The organism is Burkholderia sp. MS389 (genome assembly GCF_016899425.1).
GTDB lineage: Bacteria > Pseudomonadota > Gammaproteobacteria > Burkholderiales > Burkholderiaceae > Burkholderia > Burkholderia sola.
Window position 1 is genome coordinate 2,407,744 of record NZ_CP045994.1, and the last position, 11,838, is coordinate 2,419,581.

An 11,838-nucleotide genomic window follows, 5' to 3' on the forward strand; every position below is an offset into this window, starting at 1 on the left:
AGAAGCGCCGCTCCACGCACAGGCACAGAGCGGCGTCGAGATGACGAACCCGATAGTAGCGCGTTAGCGCAGGTTATAGAAAGCCGATTTGCCCGGGTAGCTCGCGATGTCGCCGAGATCTTCCTCGATACGCAGCAGCTGGTTGTACTTCGAGATGCGATCGCTGCGCGACAGCGAACCCGTCTTGATCTGACCGGCGTTCAGGCCGACCGCGATGTCCGCGATCGTCGAATCTTCCGTTTCGCCCGAGCGGTGCGAGATCACGGCCGTGTAACCCGCGCGCTTCGCCATTTCGATCGCCGCGAACGTTTCGGTCAGCGTACCAATCTGGTTGATCTTGATGAGGATCGAGTTCGCGATGCCCTTCTCGATGCCTTCCTTCAGGATGCGCGTGTTCGTGACGAACAGGTCGTCGCCGACCAGTTGCACCTTCTTGCCGAGGCGATCGGTCAGCAGCTTCCAGCCGTCCCAGTCGCTTTCGTGCATGCCGTCCTCGATCGACACGATCGGGAACTTGTCGGCGAGCGTCGCGAGGTAGTCGGTGAATTCGGCCGACGACAGTTGCAGGCCTTCGCCCGCGAGCTGGTACTTGCCGTCGTGGTAGAACTCGGATGCCGCGCAGTCGAGCGCGAGCAGCACGTCTTCGCCCGCACGGTAGCCGGCCTTCTCGATCGCCTGCAGGATCGTCGACAGGCACTCGTCGTTGCTGCCGAAGTTCGGTGCGAAGCCGCCTTCGTCGCCGACCGCCGTGCTCATGCCGCGGTCGCTCAGGATTTTCTTCAGCGCGTGGAACACTTCCGCGCCGCAACGCAGCGCTTCACGGAACGTCGGCTGGCTGACCGGGACGATCATGAATTCCTGGATGTCCAGGCTGTTGTTCGCGTGCGCGCCGCCGTTGACGATGTTCATCATCGGCACCGGCAGTTGCATCGCACCCGAGCCGCCGAAATAGCGGTACAGCGGCAGGCCGGCCTCTTCGGCGGCGGCCTTCGCGACGGCCATCGACACGGCCAGCATCGCGTTCGCGCCGAGGCGCGACTTGTTGTCGGTGCCGTCCAGCTCGAGCAGCGTCTTGTCGAGGAACGCCTGTTCCGACGCGTCGAGGCCCATGATGGCTTCGGAGATTTCGGTGTTGATGTGCTCGACCGCCTTCAGCACGCCCTTGCCGTTGTAGCGGCCGGCTTCGCCGTCGCGCAGTTCGATCGCTTCACGCGAGCCGGTGGACGCGCCCGACGGCACCGCCGCGCGGCCCATCGTGCCCGATTCGAGCAGCACGTCGCATTCGACGGTGGGGTTGCCGCGCGAATCCAGAATCTCGCGGCCGATGATATCTACGATTGCACTCATGGGTTTCCTCTGAGAATGACGATGGATTCTTCAAACTGCAACGGCGTGCGCGCCGGAACCGCTTTCGCTACAGACGCGCGAAGCCGTCGCAAGGTTCATTCGATCTTTAATTGAAATCGTTTTCCAGGAACGGATTGCGCTTCACCGCCTGGTCGAGCGTGACGAGGGTCTCCAGCAACGCGCCCATGCGGTTCAGCGGCACCGCGTTCGGGCCGTCCGACTTCGCCTCGGCCGGATTCGGATGCGTTTCCATGAAGAGGCCCGCGACGCCCGTCGCGACCGCCGCACGGGCGAGCACCGGCACGAATTCGCGCTGGCCGCCCGAGCTCGTGCCCTGCCCGCCCGGCAACTGCACCGAGTGGGTCGCATCGAACACGACCGGCGCGTTCGTCTCGCGCATGATCGCGAGCGAACGCATGTCCGACACGAGATTGTTGTAGCCGAACGAGACGCCGCGCTCGCACGCCATGAAGCGGTCTTCCGACAGACCGGCTTCACGCGCCGCGTCGCGCGCCTTGTCGATCACGTTCGTCATGTCGTGCGGCGCGAGGAACTGGCCCTTCTTGATGTTGACGGGCTTGCCCGAGCGCGCGCACGCATGGATGAAATCGGTCTGACGGCACAGGAACGCCGGCGTCTGCAGCACGTCGACGACCGACGCGACCTGCTCGATCTCGTCGATCGAATGCACGTCGGTCAGCACCGGCAGGCCGAGCTGACGCTTCACCTCGCCGAGGATCCGCAGGCCCTCGTCCATTCCGAGGCCGCGAAACGACTTGCCCGAACTGCGGTTCGCCTTGTCGTAGGACGACTTGTAGATGAACGGGACGTTCAGCTTCTCGCAGATCTCCTTCAGGCGACCGGCCGTGTCGATCGTCATTTGCTCCGATTCGACGACGCAGGTACCCGCGATCAGGAAGAAAGGCTGGTCGAGACCGACCTCGAAATCGCACAGCTTCATGCTTGCACTCCGCGCGCTTGCTTGTTGGCGAGCGCGGCTTCGACGAACGACTTGAACAGCGGATGACCGTCACGCGGCGTGGACGTGAATTCCGGGTGGAACTGGACGCCGACGAACCACGGGTGCATCGAACGCGGCAGTTCCATCATTTCCGGCAGATCCTCGCTCGGGGTACGGGCGCTGATGATAAGGCCGCCGGCTTCGAGCTGGGGCACGAAGCGGTTATTGACTTCATAACGGTGGCGATGGCGCTCGTTCACGTCCTTGCCGTAGATTTCTTCCGCCATCGTGCCCGGCTTGATCGGGCAGCGCTGCGAACCCAGGCGCATCGTGCCGCCGAGGTCGGATTCCTCGGTGCGCGTCTCGACCTTGCCTTCGCGGTCGTACCATTCGGTGATCAGCGCGACCACGCGCTCCGGCGTGTCCGGATCGAATTCCGTGCTGTTCGCCTGCTTCAGGCCGACGACGTCGCGCGCGAATTCGATCACCGCGAGCTGCATGCCGAGGCAGATGCCGAGATACGGCACCTTCGACTCGCGCGCATAGCGAACCGCGGCGATCTTGCCTTCCGTGCCGCGACGGCCGAAACCGCCCGGCACCAGCACGGCGTCGAGATGCTTCAGGCTGTCGACACCGTTCGCCTCGAGCTCTTCCGAGTCGATGTACTCGATGTTGACCTTGGTCGACGTGTGGATCGACGCGTGACGCAGCGCTTCGATCAGCGACTTGTACGACTCGGTCAGATCGACATACTTGCCGACCATGCCGATCGTCACTTCGTGCTTCGGATGCTCCAGCTTCTCGACGAGCGCCGACCACATGCTCAGGTCGGCGTCCTTCGGCGACAGCTTCAGTTCCTCGCAGATGATCCGGTCGAGGCCCTGGTCGTGCAGCATCTGCGGAATCTTGTAGATGCTGTCGGCGTCCCACACCGAGATCACCGCGTCTTCCGGCACGTTCGAGAACATCGAGATCTTCTTCGATTCGTCGTCGGGGATGCGGCGATCCGCACGGCACAGCAGCACGTGCGGCAGGATGCCGATCTCGCGCAGCTTCTGCACGCTGTGCTGGGTCGGCTTCGTCTTCAGCTCGCCGGCCGTCGCGACGTACGGTACGAGCGTCAGGTGCACGAAGCACGCGCTGTTGCGACCGAGGCGCAGGCTCATCTGGCGTGCGGCCTCGAGGAACGGCAGCGACTCGATGTCGCCGACCGTGCCGCCGATCTCGACGATCGCGACGTCCGGCTCGCCGCAGGTGGCCGATGCCGCCCCGCGCTCGATGAACGCCTGGATTTCGTTCGTGATGTGCGGAATGACCTGCACGGTCTTGCCGAGATAGTCGCCGCGGCGTTCCTTGCGGATCACCGATTCGTAGATCTGGCCGGTCGTGAAGTTGTTGGCCTTGCGCATCTTCGTGCTGATGAAGCGCTCATAGTGGCCGAGGTCGAGGTCGGTCTCCGCTCCGTCTTCCGTCACGAACACTTCGCCGTGCTGGAACGGGCTCATCGTGCCGGGGTCGACGTTGATGTAGGGATCGAGTTTGAGGAGGGTGACTTTCAGACCGCGCGATTCGAGGATCGCGGCGAGAGAGGCGGCGGCAATACCCTTGCCGAGGGAAGAAACTACGCCGCCGGTGACGAAAACATATTTGGTCATCGCTGGATGCTCGCGGGAAAAACGGATTATACCGTAAAGCCCGCCCTTCTCTCAGCAATTGGCGTGATGATCGCGCCCTTTCGTGCCGGCCCGCGCGGACCCGCGCCGATCGCGCGCGCCGGCGCGAACCGGCCGGCCGGTCGGCGCGCCGCGCATGCGCCGGCGGGCATTCCGGCCGCCCGGCGAAACGTCAGGCACGCTTCGCGAGCGGCGCGCCGGCCTGCGAAACGCCGCCCTCCTCCGTCTTCAGCGAATTCAGCATCCGCTGCAATGCGCGAGCAGTCTCGATCGGCCGTTCCATCGGGAACAGGTGGCTCCCCTCGAGCCATTCGATGCGCCCGCGCGTCGCGCGGCGCGTCGCATCGAGCCCGACCTGCCGCACCTCGCGCGAGCGCGTGCCGGCGAGGAAGCCGAGCGGCACCGGCGCGCCGTGCGCGAGCCGCGGGCCGAGCGTGTGCGGCAGCGTCCGGTAGATCAGGTATTCGACCTGCCGGTCGAACGCCAGCGCGCGCTCGCCGTCGGCACCGGCCTGCGGGATGCCGTGGTCGATATAGTCGGCGAGCATCCGCTCGTCCCAGCGCGCGAACGCGGGCTTCTCGCGGAAGTGCCGCCACACTTCGTCGCGGCTCATCCAGCGCGTGCGCCGGTTGCGCGTCGCCGCGGCCGGCGACAGCCGCTCGTCGAGCCCCGCCCACTGGCTCGCGCGCAGCGCGCCGGCGCGCCAGCCCGCGATGATCGGAGAATCGATCATTACGACGCCGCGCACCCACTGCGGCTTCTTCAACGCGGCCATCAGCGACAGGTAGCCGCCGAGCGAATGGCCGACGAGCCAGACCGGGCGCTCGTAGCGGCTGCCGATATCGTCGAGCAGTTGTTCGACGAGATGCGGCCAGTCGCGCGTCACCGGGTAGCGGCGATCGTGGCCGATCCGTTCGATGTAGCGCAGCTCGTAGTCGTCGGCCAGTTCGGCGAAGATCGTCCGGTACGTCGACGCCGGAAAGCCATTCGCATGCGAGAAGTGGAGGATGTCCTTCAAACGACGATGTCTCCTTTGTCGACGAGAGTTAGCGCTTTAGCGCTTACTCTCGTCCCATGCTTCGCGGTCGGCGGGAGTTAGCGCTTCAGCGCTTACGCCAGCCCCATCCTTCATATTTATGTATGTCGGAACCGTGCTTCGGCACGGTACGCCGGCCCCGGATTTTCCGTCCGATACACCAGCCTTCGCCGCGCTCACCGGTCCATCCAGTACCGGCGCTGTTCGTCGCGATAGCGCGCACATGCGAACCCGCCGGCCGGCGCGACGTCGAACCGCACGGCGCCGTCGCGATCGGTGCGCGGCAGCGGAATCCCGCGCGCCTCGTAGCGGGCGAGGACCGTCCGGTGCGGATGCCCGAAGCGATTGCGATAGCCTACAGGAAAAGCCGCGACGCGCGGCCCGACCGAATCGAGGAAAGGCTCGATCGACGACGTACGGCTGCCGTGGTGCGGAACGACCAGGATCTGCGCGGCCAGCGCGTCGCGCGCATCGGCCACCAGCCGGCGCTCGGCGGCGGCCTCGATGTCGCCCGTCAGCAGTGCCGACGTGCCGCCCGCATCGATGCGCAGCACGCACGATTGTCCGTTCGACGAACCCGTGCCCACCCCGCCGGGTGGCCACAGCATCGTGAAGACGACACCGTCCCAGGTCCACCGCTGCCCCGCCGCGCATGGCAGCCGATCAGCCACGCCGGCCGCCTGCGCATCGCGCCACAGCCGGTGGCGCGGCGCAATACCGGCCAGCAGCTGGCGCACGTCGGCGGCCGCATAGACGGCCGGCGCGCCGCCCGCATGATCGGCATCCGCATGACTGAGCACGAGCGAGTCGATCGTCGCGATGCCGCGCGCGCGCAACGCCGGCGCGACGATCCGCGTACCGGCGTGGGACGACTCCGCGCCCGGCCCCGCATCGAACAGCAACGTCCGGCGCGCGGTTTCGACCAGCACCGCCGCGCCTTGCCCGACGTCGAGCACGGTCAGCCGAAAGCCGCCCGGCGGCGGCGCATCGGGCGCCGGCGCGACGAGCGGCAGCCACGTCAGCGGCGCCGCCCAGCGCAACGGCCAGCCGCGCGGCATCAGCGCCCACGCGACACCCACGCAGGCGAGTGCCAGCACCGGCCAGTCGGGCATGCGCAGCCAGAACACGCCGGCCGGCCAGTCCGCCAGATGACCGAGCAGCGTCATCATCGGCGCGAGCGCCGCATGCGCAAGCCGAAAGGCCGCCGCATCGAGCGGCGACGGCAACGCGATGCCGGCCAGCACGACCGGCGTCACGACCGAGCTGACCCACGGAATCGCGAACGCATTGCCGAACGGACCCGACAGGGAGACCTGCGCGAACCAGGCGGCGGTGAGCGGCGCGAGACCGATCGTCACCGCGTACTGCACGCGCGTCGCCTCGGCGATGCGGCGCCGGCAGCGCGTCGCCCACCCGCGCAACCTCCTCCGCAAGCCGGCCGTGCGGCTTTCCGCGCCCGCTTCATCCACATCGTCGAGCTCGCGCACCGCGCGCCAGCCGGCGACGGCCAGCAGGATCACGGCGACCGCGCCGAACGACAGCCAGAATCCGGCCGACAGTACGGCCCACGGATCGGCGAGCAGCACGCCGCCGAGCGCCGCGCACAGCACCGCGGACGTCGGCACGCTGCGGCCGGCCAGATACGCGACGCCGCCGCCCGCGATCATCCACCACGCGCGCTGTGCCGGCACGTTGAAGCCGGCGAGCGCGGCGTAGCCCGCGGCAGCAACCAGCGCGGCAAGCGCGGCCGCGTACGGCGCCGGCAACACGAGCGTCGCGGCCCGCGTGCGCCAGCGCACGCGGCGCCACACCATCGACACGAGCCAGCCGGCGATCGCGCCGACCAGCCCGACATGGAGACCGGAAATCGCGACCAGGTGGCTCGTGCCCGTGTTGCGCAGGACGCGCCAGTCGTCGTCGCCAATGCCCGACTGGTCGCCGATCGCCAGCGCCGCGACGATGCCGCGGTGCGCCGCATCGGCACCGAGCACCGCGCCGATGCGTGCGCGCAGTGTGTCGCGCACCCGGTCGATCGATGCGCGCCATCCCGATGCGCGCGCATCGAGCAATACTGCTCGACGCGGCGCACTGACATAGCCGATCGCACGAATGCCGGCGGCCAGCCACGCCGCCTCGCTGTCGCGCACGCCGGGATTGGCCTCGGTGTGCGGACGCTTGAGACGCACGACGAAACGCCAGCGCTGGGCCGCACGCAAATCGGGCAGCGTTTCGCGTGTCGCGGATGCGCCATACGCGCGCCACGACAGACGGATCAATGGCGGGAAACGGGTGAGCCCCGCATCGTTCGACTCGACCGCCAACAGCAGCCGCGCGCCTGTTTCGTCAACAACGGGCAACCCACGGATCACGCCCGTGACGACGATGTCGCGCCCTTCCCATTCGACAGGCAGGCTGTCGCGCAGCCGCCATTCGGCGCGCGCGGCCGCATAGCCGAACCCCGCGACGCAGGTCGCGACCGCGCACAGCATCCATCCACATACCAGGACCGCGCGCGTGCGCCGTCGACGCACGCACCATGCGCCCAGCGCCGCGCAGCCCGCGAGCACGGCTGCTCCGATCGTCCATGCGATCGCCCCGGGCAACGCCGCCTGCCGCTGCAGCACGACGACGCCGAGTGCGAACGCGATCCACCCCACGCGCATTCCGCCTCCTCGTCGACCCGGCGCCCCCTGCCAATGCGGCGCCTTCCGGCAACGATTATGCGGACGAAAGGGCGAGTCGCGGCAGCGCGGCGAGCGCGTTAGCCGAAGTGCATACGGCCAGTTCGCCAGTATCCAGCCCGCGCAATTCGGCGAGCACGCCGCCGATGCGCGGCACCTGGTCGGGCGTGTTGCGGGATTTGTATGCCCATTCGGGCGCGATGTCGGGCGCGTCGGTTTCGACGACGAGCGCGTCGAGCGGCAACTCGGTGGCGAGCCGGCGGATCTGTCGCGCGCGCGTGAAGGTCACGTTGCCGCCGAAGCCGAGATGCAGCCCCTGCGCCAGATACGCTTCGGCCTGCTGAAAACTGCCGTTGAACGCATGCGCGATGCCGCGCCGCACGCCGAAACGGCGCAGCCCGGCCAGCACGCGGTCCTGCGACTTGCGCACGTGGCACAGCACCGGCAGGTCGAATTCCCGCGCCAACTGGAGCTGACCCTGGTAGAAGAACTGCTGCCGGTCTTCGTCGAGCCCCGGCACGAAATAGTCGAGCCCGATCTCGCCGATCGCGACGAAACGCGGATCGTCGAGGCTCGCCTCGATCTCCATGCGCAGCCTGTCGAGATCGGCGTCGCGCGCCTGCGGCGTATACATCGGATGGATGCCGAGCGCATAGGCCGCGCCCGGCGTGCGCTGCGCGAGTTCGCGCACCGTCGTGAAGTTGTCGCGCCCGATGCTCGGGATCACGATGCGCGACACGCCGGCCGCGCGCGCAACCTGCGCGACCGCGTCGCGGTCGGCGTCGAACTCGGCGGCATCGAGATGGCAGTGCGTGTCGATCCACATGTCAGCGGTCCTGCGCCGTTGCGCCGTGCCGCGACGAACCGGCGGCCGGCCAACGGCGTGGCTTTTTTACACCGGCAGCGCCGGCTCCTCGTGCAGCACCCCGTCGCGCAGCCGCATGATGCGGTCGCAGCGCGCGGCGAGATCGGGGTCGTGCGTAACAATCACGAAACTCGTTTCGAGCGTCTCGGACAGTTCGAGCATCAGGTTGAACACCGTGTCGGCCGTCGTGCCGTCGAGGTTGCCGGTCGGCTCGTCGGCGAGCACGCACGCGGGCTTCGTGACCAGCGCGCGCGCGATCGCGACGCGCTGCCGTTCGCCGCCCGACAGTTCGCCCGGCCGGTGCTTCGCACGCGGGCCGAGACCGACGCGTTCGAGCATCGCCTGTGCCTGCGCGCGCGCGTCCTCGGTCGTCATCCGGCGGATGCGCAGCGGCATCGCGACGTTGTCGAGCGCCGTAAACTCGGGCAGCAGGTGGTGGAACTGGTAGACGAAGCCGAGCGCGCGGTTGCGCAGCTCGTTGCGCTCGCGCTCGGCGAGTTGCGTAAACGGCTTGCCGAGCAGCGACACTTCGCCGGCGCTCGGTTCGTCGAGCCCGCCCAGCACGTGCAGCAGCGTGCTCTTGCCGGAGCCCGACGCGCCGACGACCGCGAGCTTCTCGCCGCGCCGCACCGTCAGCTCGGTGTTGTTGAGCACCTGCACGTTGAAGCCGCCCTGCACGAACGCCTTCGTGATCCCGCGCGCCTGAAGCACGTATTCCTGCATACCTGCCGAATCCTGTCTGTTGTGTTGTTGTCGTGAATCCGCGAATGCGGCCGCGCGGTCATTCATAGCGGAGCGCCTCCGCCGGCTTCACCTTCGCGCCGCGCCAGCTTGGATAGAGCGTCGCGACGGCCGACAGCGCGAATGCGATCAGCCCGATCCGGATCACGTCGCTCGCGACCAGTTCGGACGGCAGCTCGCTGATGAAGTACACCGACGGCGGCAGGAACTGCACGCCGAACAGGTGCTCGATCATCGGGATCAGCCACGGGATGCTCCACGCGATCAGGCAGCCGAGCGCGACGCCGGACGCGGTGCCGACGAAACCGATCGTCACGCCCTGCACGACGAAGATCTTCATGATCGACCCCGGCTGCGCGCCGAGCGTGCGCAGGATCGCGATGTCGGCCTGCTTGTTGGTCACCGTCATCACGAGCGACGACACGAGGTTGAACGCGGCCACCGCGATGATCAGCGTGAGGATGATGAACATCATCCGCTTCTCGATCTGCACGGCCGAGAACCACGTCTTGTTCTGCTGGGTCCAGTCGCGGATGTACAAGCTGCCCGACAGCGTATGCGACAGCTCGACCGCGACCTGCGGCGCCTTCTGCATGTCGGTGAGCCGCAGCCGCACGCCGGTCGGCGCGTTCATCCGGAACAGCGCCTCGGCGTCGCGGATGTTGATCATCGCGAGCGTGCTGTCGTATTCGTAGTGGCCCGATTCGAACACGCCGACCACGGTGAACTGCTTCAGGCGCGGCATCATGCCGGCCGGCGTGATCGAGCCTTCGGGCGCGACGAGCGTGACCTTGTCGCCGACCGTCACGCCGAGATTGCCGGCGAGCGCGTCGCCGAGCACGATGCCGAACTGGCCCGGCACGAGCGCGCCGAGCTGCCCGGCCTTCATGTCCTTGCCGATGTCGGACACCTGCGGCTCGAGCGACGGCTCGACGCCGCGCAGCATCACGCCGCTCACCGCGTCCTGGCGCGTGAGCAGCGCCTGCGCGTCGACGTACGGCGCGGCGCCGATCACTGACGGATTGCGGCGCGCTTCCTGCGCGGTCAGTTGCCAGTCGGGCATCGATCCCGTCGGCGAGAACACCTCGACGTGCGCGAGCACCGACAGCATGCGGTCGCGTACTTCCTTCTGGAAGCCGTTCATCACCGACAGCACGACGATCAGCGCCGCGACGCCGAGCGCGATCCCGAGCATCGATACGAGCGCGATGAAGGAAATGAAGCCGTTGCCGGTCGTGCGTTTGCCGGCGCGCGTGTAGCGCCAGCCGATCTGCCATTCGTACGGAAGTTTCAAGCGAATCCTTTCTGCTGGTTACGGCGGGAGGCACGCCGCGGCCGGACCGCCGCCGGGTGGCGGCCGGCAGCCCGGGCACGGTCGAAAAAACGGCCGCCGGACGCGAACGGGCCGTCAGCCGGCCCGATCACGCGCGCAGTTTGCCATACAATGCGCACCATCATGCACGACCGACGCCTCCATTTTCTCGTTCCGTTCGCGCTGCCGTCGGCGGCCGACGCGGCCTCGTCCCTGCACACGCTGGACAGCCCCGCGCTCCAAAAGTTGCTCGCCCGCGCGACTCTCGTCGAGCGTGTGGCCGGCGAGGACTTCCAGCGCACGCTGCCGCACGAGCGCTGGCTGGCAAGCCGCTTCGGCGCCACGCAGGGCAACGCCGCCGACGAGGCGCCGCTCGCGCCCTACATGCTGCTGGCCGACGGCGGCGATCCCGGCACCCAGGCATGGGCGTGCGTCGAGCCCGTGCACGTCGAAATCGCGCACGATCACCTGGTACTCGTCGATCCGGCTTCGCTGGCGCTCGACGACGGCGACGCGGCCGCGCTGCTCGCGGTCGCGCGGCCGCTGATCGAGGAGCTCGGCGTGCGGCTCGAAGCGCCGAACCCGGCGCGCTGGTACCTGTCGAGCGACCAGCTCGCGCGCCTTGCCGGCGCCGCGCCGCTGCGCGCCAGCGGCCGCAACATCGAGATCTGGCTGCCGCACGAGGCGCATACGGGCGAGCGCTCGCGGATGTGGATGAAACTGCAGAACGAAGTGCAGATGGCGTGGTTCCAGCACCCGGTGAACGAAGCCCGCGAGGCGCGTGGGCTGCCCGCCGTCAATTCGGTCTGGTTCCATGCGCAGGGCACGCTGAAGCCGGTCGGCAAGCCGTTCGCGCGCGTGCTGTCCGCGTCGCCGGCCGCGCTCGGCCTCGCACGCGCCGCGCACGCCGAAGCCGACGGCCTGCCCGCGACGTTCGGCGCGCTGCCCGCCGCCGATGGCGCGACGCTCGTCGAGCTGCCGACGCTGACCACGCCGTTCATCGAGCAGGACTGGGCGCGCTGGCACGACGGCCTCGCCGCGCTGGAGCGCGACTGGTTCGCGCCCGCGCTCGCCGCGCTGCGGAACGGCGAGCTGGCGAGCGTCGACGTCACGCTGTGCGGCGACACGGGCTCCGTGACGCTGCACGCGACGCGCGGCGACCTGCGCAAGTTCTGGCGCCGCCGCGCGCTTGCCTCCCTGTTCGAATAACAAGCCAACCCGA

9 protein-coding genes are annotated in these 11,838 nt (G+C 68.2%); 1 reads left to right on the forward strand and 8 read right to left on the reverse strand.

What is annotated here, in order from left to right; translation table 11 throughout:
- Positions 1 to 63: 63 nt before the first annotated feature.
- The 8 genes from eno to GJG85_RS11235 form a co-directional block, all read right to left on the reverse strand.
- Positions 64 to 1,347 (reverse strand): phosphopyruvate hydratase, encoded by a 1,284-nt coding sequence (eno, locus tag GJG85_RS11200; protein ID WP_006478406.1) that lies wholly within the window; start codon positions 1,345 to 1,347, stop codon positions 64 to 66.
- 106 nt (positions 1,348 to 1,453) lie between these two features.
- Complete coding sequence (gene kdsA / locus GJG85_RS11205; RefSeq protein WP_050012993.1) at positions 1,454 to 2,308, reverse strand: 3-deoxy-8-phosphooctulonate synthase; 855 nt, start codon at positions 2,306 to 2,308, stop codon at positions 1,454 to 1,456.
- A complete protein-coding gene (locus tag GJG85_RS11210) occupies positions 2,305 to 3,963 on the reverse strand; it encodes a CTP synthase (RefSeq protein ID WP_050012994.1) in 1,659 nt (552 codons plus the stop codon). Before GJG85_RS11210 ends, kdsA begins: the two co-directional genes overlap by 4 nt.
- Before the next feature lie 190 nt (positions 3,964 to 4,153).
- Positions 4,154 to 4,999, reverse strand: a complete 846-nt coding sequence (locus GJG85_RS11215; RefSeq protein WP_050012995.1) for an alpha/beta hydrolase — start codon at positions 4,997 to 4,999, stop codon at positions 4,154 to 4,156.
- 194 nt (positions 5,000 to 5,193) lie between these two features.
- Positions 5,194 to 7,680, reverse strand: coding sequence for a DNA internalization-related competence protein ComEC/Rec2 (locus tag GJG85_RS11220; RefSeq protein ID WP_204383315.1), 2,487 nt, complete (start codon positions 7,678 to 7,680; stop codon positions 5,194 to 5,196).
- A 55-nt stretch (positions 7,681 to 7,735) separates the two neighbouring features.
- Complete coding sequence (locus tag GJG85_RS11225; RefSeq protein WP_089488592.1) at positions 7,736 to 8,524, reverse strand: TatD family hydrolase; 789 nt, start codon at positions 8,522 to 8,524, stop codon at positions 7,736 to 7,738.
- Positions 8,525 to 8,590: 66 nt separating this feature from the next.
- Positions 8,591 to 9,352, reverse strand: coding sequence for a lipoprotein-releasing ABC transporter ATP-binding protein LolD (gene lolD, locus GJG85_RS11230; protein ID WP_175806125.1), 762 nt, complete (start codon positions 9,350 to 9,352; stop codon positions 8,591 to 8,593).
- Positions 9,345 to 10,598 carry a lipoprotein-releasing ABC transporter permease subunit gene (locus GJG85_RS11235; protein ID WP_006478398.1) on the reverse strand — a complete coding sequence of 418 codons (1,254 nt, stop codon included), beginning with the start codon at positions 10,596 to 10,598 and terminating at the stop codon, positions 9,345 to 9,347. The genes lolD and GJG85_RS11235 overlap by 8 nt, the downstream gene beginning before the upstream one ends.
- A gap of 150 nt (positions 10,599 to 10,748) precedes the next feature.
- Between GJG85_RS11235 and GJG85_RS11240 the strand changes: the two genes are divergently transcribed.
- Complete coding sequence (locus tag GJG85_RS11240; RefSeq protein ID WP_050012998.1) at positions 10,749 to 11,825, forward strand: hypothetical protein; 1,077 nt, start codon at positions 10,749 to 10,751, stop codon at positions 11,823 to 11,825.
- The last annotated feature ends 13 nt before the right edge of the window (positions 11,826 to 11,838 follow it).